This is a genomic window from Arthrobacter ulcerisalmonis, from assembly GCF_900609065.1.
GTDB classification, from domain to species: domain Bacteria; phylum Actinomycetota; class Actinomycetes; order Actinomycetales; family Micrococcaceae; genus Arthrobacter; species Arthrobacter ulcerisalmonis.
Genome location: NZ_UXAU01000031.1, coordinates 1 through 24,053 on the forward strand (window position 1 = coordinate 1; position 24,053 = coordinate 24,053).

The 24,053-nt window shown below is 64.4% G+C and carries 19 protein-coding genes and 1 tRNA gene; 15 read left to right on the forward strand and 5 right to left on the reverse strand.

Annotated features, from left to right (window positions below):
• Window positions 1-171: 171 nt before the first annotated feature.
• Window positions 172-247: transfer RNA gene (locus tag PSET11_RS10960), tRNA-Lys, on the reverse strand.
• A gap of 278 nt (window positions 248-525) precedes the next feature.
• The gene (locus tag PSET11_RS10965) at window positions 526-1,725 is read right to left on the reverse strand and encodes a sunset domain-containing protein (protein ID WP_124092236.1); all 1,200 of its coding nucleotides are present in this window, start codon (window positions 1,723-1,725) and stop codon (window positions 526-528) included.
• A gap of 219 nt (window positions 1,726-1,944) precedes the next feature.
• On the opposite strand from PSET11_RS10965, the gene PSET11_RS10970 reads away from it, so the two are divergent.
• The 12 genes from PSET11_RS10970 (at window position 1,945) to metG (ending at window position 17,526) form a co-directional block, all read left to right on the forward strand.
• On the forward strand, window positions 1,945-2,958 hold the full coding sequence (locus tag PSET11_RS10970; protein ID WP_124092238.1) for a pirin family protein: 1,014 nt from the start codon (window positions 1,945-1,947) through the stop codon (window positions 2,956-2,958).
• A 138-nt stretch (window positions 2,959-3,096) separates the two neighbouring features.
• On the forward strand, window positions 3,097-3,636 hold the full coding sequence (locus PSET11_RS10975) for a YceI family protein (protein WP_124092240.1): 540 nt from the start codon (window positions 3,097-3,099) through the stop codon (window positions 3,634-3,636).
• 124 nt (window positions 3,637-3,760) lie between these two features.
• Window positions 3,761-4,522: a LysR family transcriptional regulator gene (locus tag PSET11_RS10980; RefSeq protein ID WP_345788824.1), complete on the forward strand. Its 762-nt coding sequence runs from the start codon at window positions 3,761-3,763 to the stop codon at window positions 4,520-4,522.
• Between the two features lie 9 nt (window positions 4,523-4,531).
• Window positions 4,532-4,714 (forward strand): hypothetical protein, encoded by a 183-nt coding sequence (locus PSET11_RS17090; RefSeq protein ID WP_345788825.1) that lies wholly within the window; start codon window positions 4,532-4,534, stop codon window positions 4,712-4,714.
• Window positions 4,715-4,827: 113 nt separating this feature from the next.
• Window positions 4,828-6,549, forward strand: a complete 1,722-nt coding sequence (ilvD, locus tag PSET11_RS10985) for a dihydroxy-acid dehydratase (protein ID WP_124092242.1) — start codon at window positions 4,828-4,830, stop codon at window positions 6,547-6,549.
• Between the two features lie 362 nt (window positions 6,550-6,911).
• On the forward strand, window positions 6,912-8,819 hold the full coding sequence (locus tag PSET11_RS10990; protein ID WP_124092244.1) for an acetolactate synthase large subunit: 1,908 nt from the start codon (window positions 6,912-6,914) through the stop codon (window positions 8,817-8,819).
• A gap of 1 nt (window position 8,820) precedes the next feature.
• On the forward strand, window positions 8,821-9,333 hold the full coding sequence (gene ilvN, locus PSET11_RS10995; RefSeq protein ID WP_124092246.1) for an acetolactate synthase small subunit: 513 nt from the start codon (window positions 8,821-8,823) through the stop codon (window positions 9,331-9,333).
• Window positions 9,334-9,419: 86 nt separating this feature from the next.
• Window positions 9,420-10,445, forward strand: a complete 1,026-nt coding sequence (ilvC, locus tag PSET11_RS11000; RefSeq protein WP_124092248.1) for a ketol-acid reductoisomerase — start codon at window positions 9,420-9,422, stop codon at window positions 10,443-10,445.
• Window positions 10,446-10,586: 141 nt separating this feature from the next.
• Window positions 10,587-12,176 (forward strand): phosphoglycerate dehydrogenase, encoded by a 1,590-nt coding sequence (gene serA, locus PSET11_RS11005; RefSeq protein ID WP_124092250.1) that lies wholly within the window; start codon window positions 10,587-10,589, stop codon window positions 12,174-12,176.
• 218 nt (window positions 12,177-12,394) lie between these two features.
• Complete coding sequence (locus tag PSET11_RS11010) at window positions 12,395-15,187, forward strand: ABC transporter permease (RefSeq protein ID WP_124092252.1); 2,793 nt, start codon at window positions 12,395-12,397, stop codon at window positions 15,185-15,187.
• The gene (locus PSET11_RS11015; protein ID WP_124092254.1) at window positions 15,184-15,939 is read left to right on the forward strand and encodes an ABC transporter ATP-binding protein; all 756 of its coding nucleotides are present in this window, start codon (window positions 15,184-15,186) and stop codon (window positions 15,937-15,939) included. The genes PSET11_RS11010 and PSET11_RS11015 overlap by 4 nt, the downstream gene beginning before the upstream one ends.
• A gap of 30 nt (window positions 15,940-15,969) precedes the next feature.
• Entirely contained in the window at window positions 15,970-17,526 is a 1,557-nt protein-coding gene (gene metG / locus PSET11_RS11020) for a methionine--tRNA ligase (protein ID WP_124092257.1), read from the forward strand.
• A 16-nt stretch (window positions 17,527-17,542) separates the two neighbouring features.
• Here metG and PSET11_RS11025 read toward each other — a convergent pair whose 3' ends face one another.
• From PSET11_RS11025 to PSET11_RS11035, 3 genes are all read right to left on the reverse strand, one after another.
• Complete coding sequence (locus tag PSET11_RS11025) at window positions 17,543-20,071, reverse strand: FtsX-like permease family protein (protein ID WP_124092259.1); 2,529 nt, start codon at window positions 20,069-20,071, stop codon at window positions 17,543-17,545.
• 3 nt (window positions 20,072-20,074) lie between these two features.
• On the reverse strand, window positions 20,075-20,860 hold the full coding sequence (locus PSET11_RS11030) for an ABC transporter ATP-binding protein (RefSeq protein WP_124092261.1): 786 nt from the start codon (window positions 20,858-20,860) through the stop codon (window positions 20,075-20,077).
• Window positions 20,861-20,970: 110 nt separating this feature from the next.
• A complete protein-coding gene (locus tag PSET11_RS11035) occupies window positions 20,971-22,548 on the reverse strand; it encodes an MDR family MFS transporter (RefSeq protein ID WP_124092263.1) in 1,578 nt (525 codons plus the stop codon).
• 169 nt (window positions 22,549-22,717) lie between these two features.
• Between PSET11_RS11035 and PSET11_RS11040 the strand changes: the two genes are divergently transcribed.
• From PSET11_RS11040 to PSET11_RS11050, 3 genes are read left to right on the forward strand one after another with little or no spacing between them, the layout of a single operon-like run.
• Window positions 22,718-23,305 carry a TetR/AcrR family transcriptional regulator gene (locus PSET11_RS11040; protein WP_203415959.1) on the forward strand — a complete coding sequence of 196 codons (588 nt, stop codon included), beginning with the start codon at window positions 22,718-22,720 and terminating at the stop codon, window positions 23,303-23,305.
• A gap of 55 nt (window positions 23,306-23,360) precedes the next feature.
• Complete coding sequence (locus tag PSET11_RS11045; RefSeq protein WP_124092265.1) at window positions 23,361-23,564, forward strand: helix-turn-helix domain-containing protein; 204 nt, start codon at window positions 23,361-23,363, stop codon at window positions 23,562-23,564.
• Window positions 23,565-23,570: 6 nt separating this feature from the next.
• Window positions 23,571-24,032 carry a Clp protease N-terminal domain-containing protein gene (locus tag PSET11_RS11050; RefSeq protein WP_124092267.1) on the forward strand — a complete coding sequence of 154 codons (462 nt, stop codon included), beginning with the start codon at window positions 23,571-23,573 and terminating at the stop codon, window positions 24,030-24,032.
• Window positions 24,033-24,053: the final 21 nt, after the last annotated feature.

Consider the following 24,053-nt stretch of genomic DNA (forward strand, 5'->3'; position numbering starts at 1 on the left):
CAACCAAACTCAACGGTCTAAGCCCGGTCCAATACCGGGCCCAAGCCACCGCAGCCTAGAATCCCAATAAACCAGTCCAACAAACGGGGACCAGTTCAAGATCTCCGGGAGGGTTGTTAAACAAAACAACCTCCGGTCTGCGTTACCGCAAACCGGAGGTTGTTTTCCCATTGGTGCACCCCCCGGGACTTGAACCCGGAACCCATTGATTAAGAGTCAATTGCTCTGCCAATTGAGCTAGAGGTGCATCTTTTTGCTGTGATCTTCGGTGGATTTTTCTTCCCCGTTGATCTCCGCAACGACATGAAACTCTACACGAACTTTTGATTCATGTGAAATCGGCTGGTCAGTCTCGGATGGTGCCGTCGAGCTGACCGCAGAACTCCCAGAAAGTCAGCGTTTTTGGGGGAATCGGCCAGCCTGTTTCAGGGCGGAAACCTCGAAAAGCCTGCACTGCAGCGCCCAGGCCCCTGTGAAATGAACCACAGTGACACCGGGCGGCAACCCAAGGGGCCTGTCGAAAGACTAGAGGCGCTGACGACGCGGTGCTCGGAAACCGGCGGCTTCGGCATGGGCTGCAGACTCGAACCAAACGCCGGCAACAGTTGACTCGTAGTCGGCGTGATCATCCTCGAAATAGACCATGGTGGTGGCGTCACCCTTGACGGTGAAGTCAGCTGGGCCGCTGCCGTCGGCCCGCGCGGCGGCTGACCCGGAACCGTACGGCTCATCAGCAGCAAGGTGTCCAGGCGCAGCCAGGGCGGAGGCGGGTGCGCTGGTCTCGGCACCGTGAGACTCAGTCGGTGCGATGCTGGCGGAGTTCGACTCCACAGCGGAGTCGCCCTCTTCCCCAGCGGCCGACTCCGCGCCCGGCAACGTGGCGGCGTGGGTGTCCGTGTACTCCGAGTGGTGCGCAGGCGCTGCCGACTCCGTCACGTGGCTGGGCTCGGACCACTGGGTTTCCCATTCTCCCGCGCCGCCTGCAACTGGCGCCTCGGTTGCAGGGATCACGACGCCGGCCGGGGTGGTCTCGGCCGTTTCCGGGGTATCGGCCGGAGCGACTATCGGAGTGGAGGCGGTGGTGCCTTCGGTCTCCTGGCCGGCTCCACTGTTCGGAAGTGGTTCGACGTCGGCGGGGCCAGCAGGTGGCTCGGAACCGATGGCGGAATCCGCAGCGGAATCGGCCGGCAGTGCCGCGGGCACGGTCACCCCAGAAGCAACGGAATCAGCGGCGATGGGCGACTCAGCCGTCTCGGCAGTCTCGGCAGTCTCCACGGGAGTGGCGGGAGCGTTTGTCGTCAGTCCGTCGGCTGACGCGGACTCCGGTTCGGCACTTGGCTGAGCGTCGGCGTCGGTCGCGGTGGCGGCAGCGGAAACGGTCTGCGGTTCAGCAGCAGGCGCCGGTTCGGCACTTGGCTGAACGTCGGCGTCGGACGCGGCAGCAGTCTCGCCGGAGGCGGCGGCCGAGGCGGTCGTGGCAATCGGATCTTCGGCGGTGGTGGGGCCAGCCGGCTCAGAAGCCTTGCCAAAACCAGCTGCGGTGGCGATGCCGGTGGTCCCCGCGGCAACGGCCGAGGCGGCGGCGCTCCCACCGGACAGGGCCCCATCGGCGCGGGTGGGCATAGTTCCGGCGGAACTGGCCCCACTGGACTTTCTACGGTTGAGAAGCCACCACACCAGGCCCGCCACAACAACTATCACTATGATCCAGATAAGAATGTCCATGATGATTCCTTTACTCCGTGCGGGTGCTGCTTTCTCCTGACGCTACGTGGGGGGCTTGCCGCTGTCCACATTGTTCACGCGGTGTTTCCCGGCCTCACCACCGGGATGCTGCATCCAGAACCAGGCTGAGGTCTAGGCTGAAGCCCAAGCGGTACAACGGTCGGATGGATCGGCGCCGCACCCACAGACCTGCGATGACGATGAAGAAGGGCTGTCCCTATGAGCAACCTGGAGACTGTCCCGGACGAGGTCGTTTGCACGGGAAGCTCCTGCGGAGAATCGATCGAGTTCCTGGCTCCCAGGGACGTGCCTCTGGGCGGGCCACGGTCCTTGTCGGTCCGGCGAACCTTGCCGCAGAAGCAGCGCAGCCTTATTGGGGCCTGGTGCTTCCTGGACCATTACGGCCCAGATCCCGTCCCCGACACCGGCGGCATGAGGGTGGCCCGTCATCCGCACACGGGGCTGGCGACGGTGAGTTGGCTCTTCACCGGCGAGATCGCTCACCGAGACTCCGCTGGTTTCGAGGCGATCGTCCGGCCCGGGGAAGTCAATCTTATGGTGGCCGGGCGCGGGATCTCGCACCAGGAATTTTCGACGCCGGACACCACAGTCCTGCACGGCGCGCAACTTTGGTACGCGTTGCCCGCGGAGACCCGCCACATGGCGCCCACCTTCCAGCACTTCGCGCCTCAACCCAGCCATGGCGACGGCAGCGAACTGCGAGTCTTCATTGGTACGTTGGCTGGATCGTCGTCGCCCATCACGACCTATACGCCGCCGCTGCTTGGGGCCGAAGCCGTCTTCCAGGCCGGGGGGAAGCTGGAACTGGACCTCGATCCGAGCTTTGAACACGGGATACTGGTCGACGCCGGTGATGTCCGCCTCGACGGGAGTGACCTGAGCGTGAATCATTTGCATTACCTGCCACCTGGCCGCACTTCCGTGACGCTGACCGCAGGCAGCGCACCCGGGCGGGTACTGATCCTCGGTGGCACACCGCTGGGCGAACAGATCGTCATGTGGTGGAACTTCGTGGGCCGCAGCCATGAGGAAGTGACCGCGTACCGTGCCGCCTGGCAGGCCGAGATCGACGCCGAGCCCGCAGACCCACCTGCGGATGAAACCTATCCAGACGGTGCACCGTATCCGCGGTTCGGCCCGTTTCCCGCAGGCCAACCGGCCCCCTTGCCCGCTCCTGTCCTGCCCAACGTCCGGCTCCGACCCCGCGGCTGAGCACGCTCCGCTGGGGAGTCGATGAACAGCTCACCGGTGACCTTCAAGAAATGATTGACAAGTCAACTAACCAATGCTAAGTTTCATGCATATGCATGAATGTGCGCATCGCGCAGCACATCAACCAAGGAGAACTAAATGAGCACCGAACTTTCCGCTGGCACCTGGACCCTTGACGCCGCCCACTCAGAGGTTGGCTTTGTTGTCCGCCACGCTGGCATCAGCAAGGTCCGAGGCAAGTTCACGCAGGCCGAGGCCACCCTGGTAGTAGGGGAGGGCGTGACCGGGTCCTCCGTTGAGGCCACCGTGCAGACCGCTTCTTTCGATTCCAATGATGCAAACCGCGATGGCCACGTCAAGAGCGCCGACTTCTTCGACGTCGAGCAGTTCCCGGTCATGACCTTCAAGTCCACCGGAGCGGAGGGCGGCGCCGAGGAGTTCAAGCTCACCGGTGACCTCACCATTAAAGAGACCACCCTGCCCGTGACCTTCGATGTTGAGTTCGGCGGCATGGCTGTTGACCCCTTCGGCGCCACCCGCGCCGGCTTCTCCGCCACCACCCAGATCTCGCGCAAGGCCTTCGGCATCACCTGGAATGCAGCGCTGGAAGCTGGTGGCGTGCTGGTTGGCGACAAGGTAACCATCAACGTTGACGCCGCGTTCGTGTTGCCTGCCTAGTCAACCGAAACTTCCCCAAGGTGCCGCGAACAGTAATATTCGCGGCACCTTGTTGTTTAAGCCGGCCAGCATGACGGCACGGCTGCCGGGGCGATCCTCGGTAGCCGTGCCGTAGCCTTCTGGCATGGACTTCAAGCGGCTGCAGATTCTTCGCGAGGTGGCCGATAGGACCACCGTCGGTGCGGCCGCCGACGCCCTGGGCGTCACGCCGTCGGCCGTTTCCCAACAGTTGCGGACCCTGCAGGAAGAGCTGGGCGTGGTGCTGGTGGAGAAATCCGGCAGGGGAGTGCGGCTGACGGAGGCGGGCAGGGCCATGGCCACGGCTGCCGCCGAGGTGTCGACGGCGATGGCCCGGGCCGAGGCAACCGTGGACACGTATCGGCGCGGCTGGCAGGCGCATGTTCGGGTGGCGTTCTTCCCTAGCGCCGCAGAGATGTTCCTGCCAGGACTCCTGCACCGCGTCCGCGCCGTCGAAGGCCTTCGCCTCGAAGCGTGTTTTGAAGATCCTGCCGTTGCCGGATTCGCGGGCCTGGCTGCGGACTACGATCTGGTCCTGGCGCACAGCGTCGATGGCCCTGAGGTATTTGCCCGTGACGGCCTGGTGGTGGTACCGCTCCTGGATGAGCCCCTGGATGTTGCCATTCCGGCGGGCCATCCGTTGGCAGCGAAGACCAAGATCACGGCGCGGGACGTGGTGGGCCAGCCGTGGATTGGCGTGCCGGACGGGTTCCCGTTCGACGCCGTGCTGAAGCAGGTTGAGAAGCGCGCAGGCGTGGCTGCCCTAAGAGTGCAGCTTTTTCCGGATCTGCGTGTTTTGGAAGCGCTTGTCAGCGCCGGGCACGGGCTGACGCTGTTGCCGCGGTACACGGCAGCCGGAAACGAGTGACGCGGATTCGTGCTGCGGCCGCTGGTGGGCGTTCCGGCGAGGCGCAGCATCGTGGCGCTGGTGCGGTCCGACGTTGCCGAGCGGACTACCATCCGGGACGTCCTGGACATGCTCGCCGCCGAGGCGGTGGAGGTCGCTGCCGGCCGCACGGGACGGCAGGAAACCGTACAGCTACCCCGGAATGACCAGTAACATCTCAATATGTAAGACGCCAGTCCACTATTCGGTCGAAATATTCGGGAAATTGCGGTCAAACGCGTGCCGACTGTCGTTGGGCCGCCGCGGGGAGTCATAGACTTTCTCTCATGAGTGAGGACACCCAGATCGAAACACCAGCAACAATTGATATCAAGCCCCGAAGCCGCGTCGTCACTGACGGCATTCATGCCGCCCCCGCGCGTGGCATGTTCCGTGCCGTCGGCATGGGCGACGACGACTTCGCCAAGCCGCAGGTCGGCGTCGCGAGTTCCTGGAACGAAATTACGCCCTGCAACCTTTCCCTGAACCGGCTGGCTCAAGGCGCCAAGGAAGGCGTGCACGCTGGCGGCGGATTCCCCATGCAGTTCGGCACCATCTCCGTCTCCGACGGCATCTCGATGGGCCACGAAGGCATGCACTTCTCCCTGGTGTCCCGTGAAGTGATCGCGGACTCCGTGGAAACCGTGATGCAGGCTGAGCGCATTGACGGCTCCGTCCTCCTGGCCGGCTGCGACAAGTCACTGCCCGGCATGCTGATGGCAGCGGCCCGCCTGGACCTCGCCAGCGTTTTCCTTTACGCCGGCTCGATCATGCCCGGCTGGGTCAAGCTCGAAGACGGCTCGGAGAAGGAAGTCACACTCATTGACGCCTTCGAAGCCGTGGGCGCCTGCGCTGCCGGCAAGATGAGCCTGGAAGACCTCACCCGCATCGAAAAGGCCATCTGTCCCGGCGAAGGTGCCTGTGGCGGCATGTACACCGCAAACACCATGGCCTGCATTGGCGAAGCCCTGGGCATGTCCCTGCCCGGTTCCGCCGCACCGCCTTCGGCCGACCGCCGTCGTGATGAATTTGCCCGCAAGTCCGGCGAAGCAGTGGTCAACCTGCTCCGGAAGGGCATCACGGCCCGCGACATCATGACCAAGAAGGCCTTCGAGAACGCCATCGCCGTGACCATGGCCTTCGGTGGTTCCACCAACGCCGTCCTGCACCTGCTGGCCATCGCCCGCGAGGCTGAGGTTGACCTGACCCTGGCCGACTTCAACCGCATCGGCGACAAGATCCCGCACCTGGGTGACCTCAAGCCGTTCGGCCGCTACGTGATGACCGACGTCGACAAGATCGGCGGCGTGCCGGTCATCATGAAGGCACTGCTCGACGCCGGTCTGCTGCACGGCGATTGCCTCACCGTCACCGGCAAAACCGTTGCCGAGAACCTTGAAGCGATCAACCCGCCGGATGTTGACGGCAAGATCCTCCGGGCGCTCGACAACCCGATCCACAAGACCGGTGGCATCACCATCCTGCACGGCACCATGGCTCCCGAGGGCGCCGTGGTCAAGAGTGCCGGCTTTGATGCTGACATCTTCGAAGGCACCGCCCGCGTGTTTGACCGCGAGCAAGGCGCCCTCAAGGCTCTGGATAACGGCGAAATCCACGCCGGTGACGTTGTCGTGATCCGTTACGAAGGCCCCAAGGGCGGACCGGGTATGCGCGAGATGCTCGCCATCACCGGCGCTATCAAGGGCGCTGGCCTGGGCAAGGACGTGCTCCTGCTGACAGACGGCCGCTTCTCCGGCGGAACCACCGGCCTGTGCATCGGACACGTCGCGCCTGAGGCTGTCGACGGCGGTCCCATCGCGTTCGTCAAGGACGGCGACCGGATCCGCGTGGACATCGCAGCCCGCAGCTTCGACCTGCTGGTCGAGGACGCAGAGCTTGAAGCCCGCAAGGTTGGTTGGGAGCCGCTCCCGGCCCGTTACACCAAGGGTGTTTTGTCCAAGTACGCCAAGCTGGTGCACAGCGCATCAACCGGCGCGTACTGCGGGTAACTCCCGTTTCGGCGCCGCTCTCCCAACTAGGTAGCGCTAACTGCAGTTTTGACCCCTCATAACCGCAGTTAGCGCTACCTAGTTGGGGAAGGTAGCCACTCCGTGGACAGGCAAGTCCACATGGTGAGACAAGGGGGGTCCTCGTTGACACTCTGTTCACCAGAGGGAACACTAAACGCATGACTTTCGTTACTGTCGGCATTGTCGTCGTCCTTACCAAGCGCGTGGCACCTTAGCCCTGGTAACGAACCGTCACGCGCAAACCCCTCGAAGAGCCACCAGGCTGAGGGGTTTTTTTATTTCCCGCAGTTTATTTTCCAGCAGTATCCATGCACCACAAAAGATCCACAAGGAAGAGTCCGATGAGCAAAGGATCGCCGATCAGCCCCTCGCTGATGGCTAACAAGTCCGCTGGAGCCGCCAAGGCTCCGGAACGCGCCGACCGGACGGCAGAAACCGCCGCCGTCGTCGCAGACCTTGCTGCTATCTCTCCTGTCCTTGGGCCGAACAACGTTGTACCCCCAACGGTGATGACCGGCTCGCAAGCTATTGTCCGCTCGCTCGAAGAACTCGGCGTCGACGATATTTTCGGTTTGCCCGGTGGCGCGATCCTGCCCACCTACGACCCCTTGATGGCTTCCAACATGAACCACGTGCTGGTCCGTCACGAACAGGGAGCCGGCCACGCCGCGCAAGGCTACGCCATGGTTACCGGACGGGTGGGTGTCTGCATTGCCACCTCCGGCCCCGGTGCCACCAACCTCGTTACCGCCATCATGGACGCCCACATGGATTCCGTGCCGCTGGTGGCCATCACCGGCCAGGTGTCCAGTTCGGTGATTGGCACCGACGCCTTCCAGGAAGCTGACATTGTGGGCATCACCATGCCCATCACCAAGCACTCCTTCCTGGTGACCGACCCCAACGACATCCCGCACGTCATGGCCGAGGCCTTCCACCTCGCGTCCACCGGCCGGCCGGGCCCCGTTCTGGTGGACGTGGCAAAAGACGCCCAAGTTGGCCAGATGACCTTCTCCTGGCCACCCAAGATCGACCTCCCCGGCTACCGTCCCGTGACCCGCGGACACAACAAGCAGGTCCGCGAAGCAGCAAAGTTGATCGCTGCCTCGTTGAAGCCGGTGCTCTATGTCGGCGGCGGTGTGATCAAGGCGCACGCCTCAGCTGAGTTGCTGGCCCTCGCGGAAGCCACTGGCGCCCCCGTGGTGACCACGCTGATGGCCAAGGGTGCCTTCCCGGATTCACACCCGCAGCACATGGGTATGCCCGGCATGCACGGAACGGTGTCGGCCGTCACGGCGCTGCAGCAATCCGACCTGTTGATCACCCTCGGTGCCCGCTTCGATGACCGCGTCACCGGCGTGCTGAAGACCTTTGCGCCCAACGCCAAGATCATCCACGCCGATATTGATCCGGCGGAAATCTCCAAAAACCGGACCGCTGACGTGCCGATCGTGGGTTCCGTCAAGGAGATCATCCCTGAACTGACCGACGCCGTCCGCACCCAGTTCGACACAGTTGGCGCTCCGGACCTCACCACCTGGTGGGCGTTCTTAAACAACCTCAAGGACACCTACCAGCTGGGTTGGACCGAGCCGGAGGACGGGCTGGTCGCCCCGCAGCGGGTCATCGAACGCATCGGCGCGCTCACCGGACCGGAGGGTGTCTACGTTGCAGGTGTTGGCCAGCACCAGATGTGGGCTGCCCAGTTCATCAAGTACGAGCGCCCGCACGCCTGGCTGAACTCCGGCGGCGCCGGCACCATGGGGTACGCCGTGCCGGCAGCCATGGGCGCCAAGGTGGGCAACCCGGACCGGGTGGTCTGGGCCATCGACGGTGACGGCTGCTTCCAGATGACCAACCAGGAGTTGGCCACCTGCGCGTTGAACAAAATCCCCATCAAGGTTGCTGTCATCAACAACTCCTCGCTGGGTATGGTCCGCCAATGGCAGACCCTGTTCTACGAAGGCCGTTACTCCAACACCGACCTCAACACCGGTCACGACACCGTCCGCATCCCGGACTTCGTTAAGCTGGGGGAGGCCTACGGTTGCGCGTCGTTCCGCTGCGAACGTGCCGAAGATATCGACGCCACTATCCAGAAGGCCCTGGAAATCAACGACCGCCCCGTGGTGATCGACTTCGTGGTGAGCCCCAACGCGATGGTGTGGCCCATGGTCCCCGCCGGCGTGAGCAACGACCAGATCCAGATCGCCCGCAACATGACCCCGGACTGGGAAGAGGAAGACTGACATGACCCGCCACACACTGTCCGTGCTGGTCGAAGACAAGCCCGGCGTTCTGACCCGCGTGGCCAGCCTCTTCGCCCGCCGCGCCTTCAATATCAACTCCCTGGCCGTTGGCCCCACCGAAGTTTCGGGCATCTCCCGGATGACGGTAGTGGTCGACGCCGACGGTGAGCTCATCGAACAGGTCACCAAGCAGCTCAACAAGCTGATCAACGTGATCAAGATCGTCGAACTCACCGCTGAATCTTCCGTACAGCGCGACCACATCCTGGTCAAGGTACGTGCGGATGCCGCGACACGCCTGCAGGTCACCCAAGCTGCAGACCTGTTCCGCGCCTCAGTGGTGGACGTTTCCACCGACTCCGTCGTCATTGAGGCCACCGGTCACCCCGAAAAGCTCTCCGCACTGCTCTCCGTGCTGGAGCCCTTTGGCATTCGCGAAATTGTGCAGTCCGGCACCCTGGCCGTTGGACGGGGATCCCGCTCCATGAGTGACCGGGCGTTGCGTTCAGCCTAGGCACCTGCCTGAGGTTGGGCCCGCCCGCAACCGCAGCACCACTTACCACCACCGATTTACCACACCACTCAAGAGGAGTTACGCAAGTGACTGAAATGTTCTACGACGACGATGCAGACCTGTCAATCATCCAGGGCCGCAAGGTTGCCATTGTTGGCTACGGCTCGCAGGGTCACGCCCACGCACTTAACCTGCGGGATTCCGGCGTCGAGGTTGTCATTGCCCTCAAGGAGGGCTCCAAGTCGATCGCCAAGGCCGAAGAAGCCGGCTTCACCGTCAAGAACGTTGCCGACGCCGCCGAATGGGCCGACGTCATCATGATCCTGGCACCGGACCAGCACCAGCGCGCCATCTACAACGACTTCGTCAAGGACAAGCTGACCGCGGGCAAGGCCCTGGCGTTCGCCCACGGCTTCAACATCCGCTTCGGCTACATCCAGGCACCTGAGGGTGTTGACGTCATCCTGATCGCCCCGAAGGCGCCGGGTCACACTGTGCGCCGCGAATTCGAAGCCGGCCGTGGCATCCCGGACATCATTGCTGTGGAGCAGGACGCCTCGGGCGCTGCCTGGGACCTCGCCAAGAGCTACGCCAAGGCGATCGGTGGTACCCGCGCCGGTGTCATCAAGACCACCTTCACCGAAGAGACCGAAACCGACCTGTTCGGCGAGCAGTCAGTCCTGTGCGGCGGCGTCTCCCAGCTGGTCCAGTACGGTTTCGAAACCTTGACCGAAGCTGGCTACCAGCCGCAGATCGCCTACTTCGAGGTACTCCACGAGCTCAAGCTCATCGTTGACCTCATGTGGGAAGGCGGCATCGCCAAGCAGCGTTGGAGCGTCTCCGACACCGCAGAATACGGCGACTACGTCTCCGGCCCGCGCGTCATCACCCCCGAGGTGAAGGAGAACATGAAGGCAGTTCTCGCCGACATTCAGTCCGGCGCGTTTGCTACCCGGTTCATCGAAGACCAGGACAACGGCGGTGTGGAGTTCAAGGCACTGCGCGCAAAGGGCGAACAGCACCCCATCGAAGGCGTGGGCCGCGAACTGCGCGCCCTCTTCGCCTGGCAGCAGCAGGACGAGGACTACGTGGACGGCTCCGTAGCCCGCTAGCACCCACCCGCGTCCCAGCTACGCGAAGTACCACCGAAGCATCATCGGCGAGGCCGGGCCCACACTTAACAATGTGAGTCCGGCCTTTCCGTCGGCCTAGACTTGTCCCATTCCAAGGACTGCAACGCAGAGGATTCCCCCGTGTCAAAACCCGTAGTACTGCTCGCCGAAGAACTTTCCCCCGCCACCGTTGACGCACTCGGCCCGGATTTCGAGATCCGCCAGACGGACGGCGCTGACCGTGCGCAGCTGCTCGAGGCAATTGTCGACGTCGATGCCATCCTGGTGCGCTCGGCCACCCAAGTGGATGCCGAGGCCATCGCGGCAGCGAAGAACCTGAAGGTCATCGCCCGCGCAGGCGTGGGCCTGGACAACGTGGACATCAAGGCCGCGACCCAGGCCGGTGTCATGGTGGTCAACGCCCCCACGTCGAACATCGTTTCCGCAGCTGAACTCACTGTGGGGCACATCCTCAGCCTGGCCCGCCACATTCCGCAGGCCAGCTCGGCCCTCAAGGACGGCGAGTGGAAGCGCTCCAAGTACACGGGCATCGAACTGTTTGAAAAGAAGGTCGGCATCATCGGGCTGGGCCGCATTGGCGCCCTGGTTGCTGCCCGACTGAAGGGTTTCGAGACCAAGATCCTGGCCTACGACCCCTACATCACCTCGGCCCGGGCCGCACAGCTCGGCGTCCAGCTGGTGACCCTTGATGAACTGCTGGCCCAGTCTGACTTCATCACCATCCACATGCCCAAGACGCCGGAGACGGTGGGCATGCTCGGTGCCGAAGCCTTCAAGAAGATGAAGACCTCCGCGTACGTGATCAACGTGGCCCGCGGCGGTCTGGTGGACGAGGAAGCCCTGTACACCGCACTGCAGGATGGCGAGATTGCCGGTGCCGGCGTCGACGTTTTCTCCAAAGAGCCCAGCACGGACCTGCCGTTCTTCAAACTCGACAACGTGGTGGTCACCCCGCACCTGGGCGCCTCCACCGACGAAGCCCAGGAAAAGGCCGGCGTCTCCGTCGCCAAGTCCGTCCGCCTGGCCCTGGCCGGCGAACTGGTACCCGACGCCGTCAACGTTGCTGGCGGCGTCATTGCCCCTGACGTTCGCCCCGGTATCCCGCTGATCGAGAACCTGGGCCGGATCTTCACGGCTCTGACCCACGGGTCCCTGACCCAGTTCGACGTCGAAGTTGCCGGCGAAATTTCCAGCCTGGACGTCAAGGTCCTGGAACTTGCAGCACTGAAGGGCATCTTCGCCGACGTGGTCACCGAGCAGGTCTCCTACGTCAACGCTCCCGTCATCGCCGAGCAGCGCGGCATCAACGTCCGCCTGATCACCACCACCGAGACGGAGTCCTACCGGAACCTGCTGACCCTGCGTGGCGCCCTGAGCGACGGCACCCAGATCTCTGTTGCCGGGACGCTGACCGGCCCCAAGCAGATCCCCAAGCTGGTGGGCGTCAACGGCTTCGAGGTGGAGATCCCCATCAGCGAGCACTTGGTGGTGGTGGCGTACGCCGACCGTCCAGGCGTGATCGGCACCATCGGCCACATCCTGGGCATGAATAACATCAACATCGCCGGCATGCAGGTGGCTCGTCAGGATGAGGATGGCCAGGTTATGGCGTTGCTCACCATTGACAGCTCCGTCCCGCAGCAGGTCCTGGACGCCATCAAGTCCGGAATCGGCGCTGACATGGTGCGGGAAGTAAACCTGGAGGACTAGGAAACGCCGACGGCGTTCGCGTCGCTTGGGCGCGCCCCGCATGGGGCACGTATGATTGGTCGGTCTGCTGAAAAATGGCGCTGTCGTAGTTCTGGACGGTGCCGGCAGGCCGGCCAATACTTTTGCACATCTGTCCCAGCTGCGCCATGTCTTGCTGGGGCTTGTCCCGCCGGGGTGGATATGAGTGTGCGTACGCAAACCAGGTTTCAGGGAGTTCAATGAACGCTGTCCAGAGGTTCATCAGGAGCAAAGTGCTGCTGCTGACCGCTGCCATCCTCATTGCAGCGATGTGCTTGTCGGTTCTTGTCCAAAGCCAGTCGCAAGCTGCGCTGAACCGGACCGTGGATGAGAATTCCCGCGGGCTCTACGACATCCTGGTCCAGGCGAAAGCGCCGGCCGGAACGTTGATGCAGCCGGAAATTGCCACCGGCACCGGCGGGATCGGCTTCGATCAGCTGGATAAAATCCGCAAGCTGCCGGGCACCGATGTTGCGGCGCCCATCAGCCTGGTCTCGAGGGTCACCCAGAACCTGGAAACGCCACGCCTGGACGCCATGGACTACCTGGGCTACAACTCCGGGCTGGCGGGAACGGCCAGCACTGATCAGGCCGCGGGCGCCACTGCGCCCGCTGACTGGCCCGCTGCGGAGTCCGTCCTCAGTGATGGCACCAAGAAGTACCGGCTCACGGCCAGCGCTGTGAGTTCCGACGGCGTCTCCGAGCAGACCCTGTTCAAAACCTCCGCGGAGGGGACGTTGGGCAAGGCCAAGCTGATGGAGGAGAAAGCGGGCGGGGGCAGCAGCATCCGCATCGCCGCCCCGGAGAAGGAAACCGGGATCAAATTCCCGTCCCCTGCCGGTGGCTCTGAGCACAACCTCTTCAACCTGTCGGTAGCGCTCCCACTGGCGCCTGAAGTCACCGAGTCCGTGGTCGCCGTCGACCCCGCCTCCGAGCGTGCGCTGCTGGGTGACGCCGGCGATTTCCTGGCCCCGTTGGAGAAGGCGCCGCCCGCTGACGCCCGCAACGCCGGCGCGGTCGGCCGCTACTTCGAAGGCCTGTTCACCACCGGGATTGATCTTTCGAAGCTTGAAGAGGGCCCCGATTTCCTGGGCGTCAAGCTCAAATACTGGGCGCCCTTGATGACCCAGTACCAGCAGGCCAAGCGCACCGGCCAGCTCACGGACGCCTCGCAGGCCATTCCACTGGTGGTCCGCTCGGGCACGTCACTGGACCTGACCTACAACGTCAAGATCGAAGAAATCGACGACGCCGGCAAGGTCGTCAAGGACGTCGGCACCGCTTCCCGCTCGTTGGGTAAGGATTACCTGCCGTTCGTGTCCAAGGATCCGTTCGCGCTGTCCTGGCCTGGCTCCACCGATCACAGTTCACTGCTGGGGAGCAACGGAAACTTCAACCAGGGTCTGTACACCCCCGCCACATGGAGCACCGTCTTCACCGCGGCTCCGCAGTACCTGAACGGCGAAACCGCAGCCAACGGCGCTGAGGGTAAGACAGCCGAGCCCGGCGAATGGGTTACCGTCAACCGCCTGCCGGAGAAGAGCGCCACCGGAGCTCCAGTGGACCAGACCCAGCGCGCGCCCGTGGACGAACGCTCTTATCGGGAAAGCGTCGCCACCGGCAAGACATCTGCTGCGCCGCTGGCCATGGTTTACGGCACGTTCGACCCGGCCACCGTAGCCCAAGCTGCCGGTGACGTGAACAAGTTGCCGCTGGGCGGCTATGACCCCACACCGTTCTCGCTGGTCAAGGATGCGGCAGGAAAGGACGCCAACGCCGAGCTCAAGCCTTCGCTGAGCGCCACCGGCCTTGCGGGCCAGTCCGCCGGTGCCATCACCGACTACTACGGCCTGGCTGCAGCCCGCGGCTACACCGAAAACGCGGCGGTCATTGACGCCATCCGCGTCCGGGCCACCGCGCCCGGCACCTGGAAGGAAGCACAGCCGGACGTCGAGAAATTAGCGACCGATATCCGCAGCATGGGCCTGGAAGCCATCGTGGTGGCCGGTTCCGCGCGCGAAGACGCCAGCATTTTCGTCCCCGGATACTCCAAGGACGACGCCGGCAAGGAAGCCGCGTTGGGCACTGTCCAGCAGTCGTGGGTACGCCAGAACGCCGCTGAAGCCGTGACCGGTTCGCTGACCGGCACCAATGTCACCCTGCTCTTCCTCACCCTGTGCGGGGCTGCGCTGCTCACCGGCGCGTCCACTATCAGCTACATCCGGAAGCGCCGCACCGAGGCCGGGACACTGCGGGCCATGGGCTGGACGCAACGCCGCATCCGCACCTGGGTGCTGGAGGAGTTCGGCGTTGGTGCCATCCTGCTTACCATCGCCGGGCTGGTGTTGAGCTTGATCAGCTGGAGCTTCACTACGGCGCTGGTGACGGGTGCCGTCCTGGTGCTCTACGTTGGTGCTGCTCTCTTTGCGGCCCGCCAACTGCGGCATCGCGATGAGATAGATCAGGAGCCGCAGCATGATGAGCGGCTGATCGCCGTGGATTCGCCCTTGACCTTTGCCAACAGGCAGCTGGCCACCAACAAGTTCAACACGTTGTCCCTGGCCGTGGCGGTGGGCGTGTTTGGCGCGTCGGTGGGTGGCTTGATATCCCTGCTGATCGACATCCCCCGGGCTGCCGGTGCCAGCGCGTTGAGTGGTCTGGCGGCCACGAGCGTGGCGCTGCCCAGCATCGTGTTGGCAGTGGCGGGCGTCGCAGTTGGCCTCATCCTCACGCTGGTCACCGGCCGATTTGAGCTCAACGCCAAGCGCCAATACCTGGGTATCCTTTCGGCCATGGGCTGGAACCCGGACATGCTCCGCCAGGTGCGATTCTTCGAAAACGCCCTGGTGGGAACCGTGGCACTACCTCTCGGCGTGCTGGGTGCGCTGGGAATCGGCCTGCTGCTGGCCCCCTACGCCGCCCTCTGGGCCGGGGTAGCTGGCCTGGTAGCCGTCCTTTGCTGGATTCCAATTGCAACGAAAGTAGTCCGATGACAGACTCCACGAACGTCCAGCGCAGCCGGAGGGCCAGCGGGGGAGACGTGTCGCTGCAGACGCGCGCCAACACCATCGTCAAGGCCGCCGACCACGCCACGCCGCTGGAACTCAAGGACATCACCATCCGCTACGGCGGTGGCAAGAGCGGCGCCGAGGCCGTCAGCGTGGTCGAGAACTTTGACTTGACCCTGCACGCCGGTGAGATGCATTGCGTTGCGGGCCGCAGCGGATCCGGCAAGACGAGCATCCTGACTGTCGGCGCGGGGCTGACGCTGCCGACGTCGGGCCGGGTTTTCTGGGAAGGCGATTCGCTCGAAAGCATGGGCGACGACGAGATTGCCGACCGCCGTCGTGCGCTCATTGGCTACGTGGACCAGGGCGGTGCGTTGATCGACGGCATGAGCGCGCTGGAGAACGTGCTGCTGCCGGCTGTGCCCGACGGCGAGGTGGAACAGCGCCGCGACATGGCCAAGGACCTCCTGGACCTGGTGGGCCTGGGCCGGCGCATGCGGCACCGCCCGGCGCAGCTGTCCGGCGGTGAGCGCCAGCGCGTTGCCATTGCGCGGGCGCTGATCCTGGGCACCCGCGTGCTGGTGGTGGACGAGCCCACGGCCAGCCTGGACCGGGCCTCCGCGAACCGCATCATCAGCATCCTCAAGGACACCACCTCCGATGGCATCGCCGTGCTGGTGGCCTCGCATGACCACGAACTGGTCCGGCTCAGCGATACCCTGACTGAACTGATTTAGCCTGTCCCTCCGCACCGAAGGTAACGCCCCGTGACTGCTTCCGAGAAACCGCCGTTCTACCTCACCACGGCTATCACCTACCCCAACGGGGTGCCGCACATCGGCCACGCCTACGAGTACATCGCCACGGACGCGATGGCCCGGTTCAAGCGGTTGGACGGCCACGACGTGATGTTCCTGACCGGCACGGATGAGCACGGCATGAAGATCGCCCAGGCCGCGGAGAAGGAAGGCATCAGCCCCAAGGAACTGGTGGACCGGAACGCAGAGGTCTACAAGGCAGCTCACGCCGCTTTGGGCATCACCTACGACAGGTTCATCCGGACCACTGACGCTGACCACTACGCGGCGTCGCAGGCCATCTGGCAGAAGATGGAAGCCAACGGAGACATCTACCTCGACAAGTACGAGGGCTGGTATTCCGTCCGCGACGAGGCGTTCTATGTGGAGGACGAGACAGTCCTGAAGGACGACGGCGTGCGGTACTCGAAAGAGACTGACACCGAACTGACGTGGACGGCGGAGGAGAGCTACTTCTTCAGGCTGTCCTCCTACCAGGACAAGCTGTTGGCCCTGTACGAGGCCGAACCGGAGTTCGGTGCGCCGCAGTCCCGTTTCAACGAGGTCATCAGCTTCGTCAAGCGCGGCCTGGAGGACCTGTCCATCAGCCGCACCACCTTCGACTGGGGCGTCCCCGTGCCAGGGAACGACAAGCACGTCATGTACGTGTGGGTGGACGCGCTCACCAACTACCTCACCGGCGTGGGCTACCCGGACGTTGAGTCTGCGAGCTTCCAGAAGTTCTGGCCCGCTGATGTGCACGTGATCGGCAAGGACATTTCCCGGTTCCACGCTATCTACTGGCCCGCGTTCCTGATGAGCGCCGGCATCGAACTGCCCAAGCGCGTGATGATCCACGGCTTCCTGCACAACAACGGCGTGAAAATGTCCAAGTCGCTTGGCAACGTGGTGGCGCCGGCTGATTTTGTGGCGCAGTATGGCCTGGACCAGGTGCGGTTCTTTTTCCTCCGCGAGGTACCCTTCGGTGCCGATGGCAGCTACAACCACGAGGCCATTGTTGGCCGGATGAACTCGGACCTGGCCAACAACTTCGGCAACCTGGCGCAGCGGTCACTGTCCATGGTGGCGAAGAACTGTGAGGGCAAGGTTCCAACCCCTGGAGCGTTCTCTGCCGCCGATTCGGCGTTGCTGGCGCAGGCCAATGGTCTGTTGGCGGCATCCCGGGCTGCCTTCGAGAAGCAGGAATTCAGCCGTGCGCTCGAGGCGATCTGGACGGTTCTGGGTGACACCAACGCGTACTTCGCCGAGCAGGCCCCTTGGGTGCTGCGGAAGACCGACGTCGAACGCATGAACACCGTGCTGTACGTGACGTTGGAGGTGCTGCGGATCGTGTCCATCTTGGCGCAGCCCGTCATGCCCGGTTCCACCGGCGCGATCCTGGACACCCTGGGCCAGCACGACGGCGATGCTCGCAAGTTCGCGGCCCTGGACACCCCGATCGTGGCGGGGACGCCGCTCCCGGCCCCGATTCCGGTGTTCCCCAAGTACGAAGAGCCGGCCGTCTGACCCTTGGGAGAGGGGGCTACGTGGTGGCCAGCCCCGCCACCGGTGACAGCCTCGCCGCGCGCCTGCCGGGAACCACCGAGGCGAGCAGGCCGGCGATAATTGCCACAGCCAACACCCCCAACAGTTGCAGCCAAGGCACCGAGGGCTGTACATCCGTGACGCCACCCAGCGCCGCCATCGCCCCCAGCCAGCCGTAGGCCACGCCCAGCACGGTCCCCAGGATTGCCGCGACGGCCGCCACGAGGACCGCTTCCAGTGCCAGCATTCCGCGCAGCTGCCCCCGGGTCAGGCCAAGGGCTCGCAGCAGTGAGTTCTCCCGTGTCCGTTCCAGGACCGAGAGGGACAACGTGTTGGCGACGCCGATCAAAGCAATCAGCACGGCCACACCCAGCAGCGCCGTCACCACCAGCAGCAGCACGTCGATGATCTGGTTGAACGTCAGGCGTTCGATGGCCGCGCCGCTGACCGCGCTCTCTGGCACGTCAAGCGCTTCAGACACGGCCTGCTGGATCCCGCGGACGTCGTCACTGGACAGCGTCGCACCGTTGGCGCCCGCCAGCCGCAGCCACATGGCGCGCACCTCCTGCGGCGCGCCCAACCCCTGCGCCGTCTCCGTACTGACCAGCGGCGGCATGTTCCGGGTTTCGAGGACGACGGCGGCAAGCACCTCGGTTCCGCCGCTCCCCGTCACCGTCACAGGCCCAGCCGGGGACCCCTCGGGCAGGTAAATTTTCCCAGGTTCCAGCTGGAGGGAGGTGTCCCGCAGGATGGTGCCGGCCTGGTCGGCCGGGAGTGCGAGGACGCTTTGTTCGAAGCCACCAAGTGAGGCCGTCCCCACGTCAGGCAGCAGCGCCGCCGACTCGACCCCGTCCAGCCCCTCCACCGTGGCACGCTGCGCCTCGGTGAAGCCAGCGTCTGACACCGCCATGTCCACCGGATAGTTCTGCGCCAGGGCTTTGTCGAACGCCACCCGGGAGGTGGCGGCGCCCGTCATCATCAGCGTTACCAGGGTGACACCGATCAGCAGGGCTGCGGCAGTGATGGACGTGCGGCCAGGGTTGCGGACCGCATTGAGCGACGCCAGTTTCCCCGGCACACCCGTTGGCTTCGCCAGTTTGCCCAGCAATTGCACCAGGGCCGGGATGAACAGCGAGGAGCACATCAGCACACCGATGAAGCTGATGAGTCCGCCGCCAAACGCCACCACCAGCTGAACCTTGAGCGCACCCCAGATCAGCAGCGGGACGCCGGCCACCAGTGCCAGCAGGCCGAGGACCAGCCGGATGCGGCCCCTGGAATTGCGGAGCGAAGCATCGTCCGCTGGCCGCAAGGCCGCGAGCGGGGCAACGGCGGTGGCGGCCCGGGCAGGAACAAGGGCTGCCAGCACCGTCAGCAGAACGCCCACCGCCAACCCACCAATGATGGCCGACGGCGGCACCGCCAACGTGGCGAACGTCGAGTCGGGTTGCGTCCTGGCCCAGCCGATCAGTCCAGCCATGAGCCCGGTCCCGGCCAGAACACCCAGAATCGAGGCAACCAAACCCACCACCAGGGCCTCCAGGAGCACCGAATTGCGGACCTGGGTCCTACCCGCGCCGAGGCAGCGCAGCAAGGCCAATTCGCGGGTTCGTTGGGCCACCAAGACCGCAAAGGTATTCGACACCACTAGGGCTGCCACCACGAGCGCCACGGCCGCAAACACCAGTAGCACCATGGTGAGCTGGTCCTGGCCACCTGTCATGGACGCGACCTGTTGGGTCACCTCGTCCTGGGCTGTGCGGACCGTGGGCGCAGAAGCGCCGGCCGCCACGAGTACCGTGGTCAGTGCGGCGGGCGCGGCAGCTTTGTCGGTCCGGGGTTTGAGCACCATCTGCATGGAATCGTACCCGGCCGGAGTTTCGGCGGCGGTTGCGCCTGCGCCTGTGCCATCGTCGGCGGGGCTGGTGCTGTTGGCCGCCAAAGTGGACACCGTCGATGACAGTGCCACCATCTGCGCTGTGGAGCTGGCGAAGGGATCGTTGCTGGCCGTGAGTATCCCCGTGATGGTGAGGGACAGGTTGGTTCCAGCGGCACCCGTGGCCAACACCAAGGGTTGTCCTGCTGCCAGGTTGTACCTGTCAGCGGTGGTCTGGTCCACGGCAATTTGGTTGGCCTCCGTGGGGAGGGTACCGCTTGCCAAGGTGCTCGGTTCCAAGGCTGCTGGAGCCAGGTTGCGCACCTTGCCAAATACGTCCCTTCCGTTGACCACAAAGGATGCATAGGCAGACTGTTGGCCATACACCTCGGCCACCGCTGGGTCCTTGGCCAGGGCGTCAACCGCCGCCTGGCTGAAATCGGCGCGTTGGCCGGCGTCGTTCATTCCGGGGGTGGCGATCAGGTCCGCCCGTTTGTATGACTCGCCAAGGCTGGCACCTAGGGAAGCCTGCGTGCTGGCGCCCACCATCAGTGTGGTGGACAGGAAGGCCACGGCCAGCAGGACTGCCAGGCCTACGGCGATGAAGCGGCGGCTGTGGCTGCGGAACTGGGAGATTGCTACCTGCAGCACGGCCTAGCCGCCCAACTTGCCGAGCGCTGCCAGTGCGGCAAGCACCGATTCGGCGGTGGGCTCTTGGATTTCGCCCACCAGGTTGCCGTCGCTCATCAGGACCACCCGGTCCGCGTAGCTGGCGGCGACGGGATCGTGCGTGACCATGATGATGGTCTGGCCCATTTCCTGGCTGCTGCGGCGCAGGAGCGCGAGGACTTCGCCGCCTGCCGTCGAGTCGAGGTTGCCGGTGGGCTCGTCACCAAAGATCACATCGGGCCTGGTCAGCAGGGCGCGGGCCACGGCAACACGCTGCTGTTGCCCGCCGGACAATTCATGCGGGCGGTGCTTGAGGCGATCTTTGAGGCCCAGCGTTTCCACCACATAGTCGAACCATTCGGTGTCCGCTGTGGCGTTTGCCAGCGCCAACGGCAAGGTGATGTTCTGCTCGGCCGTCAGCGTGGGAACCAGGTTGAAGGCCTGGAACACGAAGCCAATCCGGTCCCGGCGCAGGGTGGTCAGCTGCTTATCGTTGAGGGCCGTGATGTCGGTGCCGCCCACCAGGATCTGGCCGGTGTCGGCGGTATCAAGACCGGCCAGGCAATGCATCAGGGTGGATTTTCCCGAGCCTGACGGCCCCATGATGGCGGTGAACCGCCTGGTTTCGAAGCTGACGCTGACGTCGCGGAGCGCACTCACGCGGGTGTCGCCAACGCCGTAGGTCTTGGCTACGGCGATGGCCTGGACGGCGGCCGTCGGCGTGGTACTCCCGCCGTCGGGGGAGTGATGGGCATGCACGGAAGTTGTCATGCTTCCACGCTATGTGCCCGCCACGCACAGCGGATCGACCCGCGGAATGGTCCTGGACTGGCATTCCGTCATCCCTGGGGTTGAGGTGGCGGCGTGGACGACGGCGGGTCTCACCCCGCCGTCGTCTGGCTGCCCTTCCGCGCCGCTGCTCGAGTGGGTGGCGGAACAGCGGTGCGGGCAGGGTGCGGCGTCCTAGGCGCTGGGAGTTGGGAGTTGGAGGCCTGCGGGGTGTTTTTCGTCGGAACTTTGATGAACGGTGCGCAGGCGAGGGCTGCGGTGGCCAGGATGCCGCCCACGATGAAGGCGAGGTGGGCGCCGTCGAACAAGCCGTCCACCGGGGCCGACCCTGCGCCGGTCTGGGTTGCCGCAACAGCACTCAGCACAGTGACGAAGATGGTGGTGCCGATGGCGCCGCCAAGTTGCTGGCCGGTGTTGAAGATTGCCGAGCCGTGGCCGTAGAGCTTGTGCGGGACCCCGCTCAGGGCTGCGGCCAGCAAACCGGTCATCAGCATGGCCAGGCCGATGCAGAAGATCGTATGGAAGGTGACGATCAGCCACAGTGCGGTGCCGGAGTTGACGGTGGTGAACAGCCACTGGCCCACGGCGAGCAGCAAGGCGCCGGGGATGAGGACGGGGCGGGGACCGTGACGGTCGAAGACGCGGCCAAAGATGGGGCCAACGGCGATCTGTGCCAGGCCGCCGGGCAGCAGCATCAGGCCGATGGTCATGGTGGTCAGGCCGCTGCCATTCTGCAGCAGGATGGGCAGGATGACTACCGTGCCAAGCAACGTGCCCATGGCGATCATGATCATGACGACGCTGAGGGTGAAAGTTCGGTTCCTGAACGGCTCCAGGTTCAGGAGTTCGCGGCCGTCGCGGGTCAACCGGATCTGGCGACGGATGAACAGGATCAAAGCCGCTACGCCAACGATGCCGCTGACCAGTGGTGCAGCCGGGCTTTCCGTGGCTTCGGCCGCGGTGGAGATGGCGTAGACCAGACCGCCGAAGGCAAGGGCGGAGAGAATCACGGAGGTGATGTCGAGGGGCAGCTTGCGGGTGGCTGACGGTACCTTCAGGAACACCATGCCCAAGGCCAGGATGATGATGCCCAGGGGTGCCATCACACCGAAGATCCAATGCCACGACAGCGCGTTGACAATCAGGCCGGAGACGGTGGGACCGATCGCGGGCGCCACCGAGATGACGATCGAGTTCAGACCCATGACCGTGCCGCGGTGCTGGACGGGAACCATGGTGAGGGTGGTGGTCATGAGCAGTGGCATGACAATGGCGGTGCCCACAGCTTGGATGACCCGTGCTGCGAGCAGGACTTCAAACGTAGGCGCCACCAGGGCAAGGATGGTGCCCAACAGGAAGCTCGACAGCGCAAAGATGAACAGCCTGCGGAGGGTGAAACGCTGCAACAGGTAGCCGGTGAGGGGGATGACCACGGCCATGGTCAGCAGGAACCCCGTGGTCAGCCACTGGCCAGCGGCCGCGGAGACGCCATAGTCGGCCATGATGGAGGGCAGCGCAACGGTTAGCACTGTCTCGTTGAGGATCATCAGGAACGCGGCCAGCGCCAGGGATGCGATGACTCCGGTGAGCTGCTTTTTCGAGAGCGATGCTGCCCCCGTGGCGATCCTTGATCCGGGTGGGCTATTGGTTTCGGAAGTTGCTGTGGTCATGGGTACTTACCTCGTCTGTCAGAATTGAACTATCTAGATCATGTCAGGGTCTGACATGTTTCGTAAGCTAAAGGCGTCAGAGTGTGACGCAAAATATAGTGGGCTGGTTTGTGGCCACCTGCGGCGGGCGCCGTCGATACGGGCACCGCCGCTGACAGAGGAGAAGCGCATGGGGATTCGAGCCGAACACCGAGCTCAGATGTTGGGTGATATTCAGTCCGCCACGCTGGACCTGGTCGAAGAGAACGGCCTCGACGCCACGACGATTGGCCACATTGCGGCGCGCGTAGGTGTCACGGAGCGTACGTTCTTCCGCTACTACCCGTCCAAGGAGCATGCCCTCCTGCCAGGCCTGCAGGATCTGATCGACGTCCTTGTCGTCTTGGAGGCTCGCCGGACAGATCCAGCAGGGATCCTGGCAGATTTGTTGGCCGAATGTCGCCAGCTTTTTGCCGCCGAGGTGGAGCGGAACTACTTTCGAAGGATTTCGAGGTTGTTCGCCAAGGATCCGGACATGACGCGTGTTGTGGCGCGGTATGAGCGCGACCTGGCCCAGGCGCTCAGCTCGGCGTTGATTCAACAAGGCGCCCTGGGGGCCATTCAGGCGCTGTTGGTGGCCGAGGTGGTCACTGCGACATGGCGGATTGCCTGGCAGGCGCTGGCCTTGAGGGAGGGGGCTGGGGTCGACGCCGACCCAGTCTCGCTTTTCGATGACACGGTCCGCGAACTGGGCACCCTGTTTCCGGTGCGGGGGTGAAATGCCTGTCAGTCTAGATTGACATGTGGACGCCCGTCAATCTAGACTGACACGCATGGAGATCCAAGACCTAGCCAGCCAGCTCCGCTCCACAGACCCCGCGGTGGGACTGCGGGCGGTTGGCGCCCTCCGTCGACTGGCCGAACAGGTTGAAGCGGCCAGCGTCCACGCGGCCCGCCAGGACGGCTGGACGTGGGAGCAGATCGGGGATGCGCTTGGCGTCTCCCGACAATCGGTGCACGTCAAGTATCGGGAGTGATGGATCATGTTTGAACGATTTGCCAGCGACACCCGCAGGATCGTCGGCTATGCCATGGATGAAGCACGGGACAGCGGCGACAGGCGCTTGGGAACCGAGCACCTCCTGTTGGGCGCGTTGCACGAGCCCACCGCGACCGGCGTTCTGGGGGTAACCCTGCAGCAGGCGCATGCCGCCGCTGCGTGCCTGGACGCTGCAGCGTTGCAGGCGGTGGGACTGAGCGTTGCCGGCTTCGAGCCAACCAGCAAGCCCGCGCCAGGCCGCAAGCCGCCCTTCAGCTCGGGGGCCAAGGCAGTGATGGCCACCATGGTGCACCGGGCCACCCGTCAGCACGCCAAGGAAATCACCACGGCAGACCTGCTTCTCAGCCTGCTGGAGCGTGAAGAGCAGGATCCGGTGACGGCCTTGTTGGCGGCCATGAACGTGGACCGCGATGCGGTCAGGCAGCGGCTGGCGGCTCCGCTCTAGCCGACCGCTCGACGGCGGCGC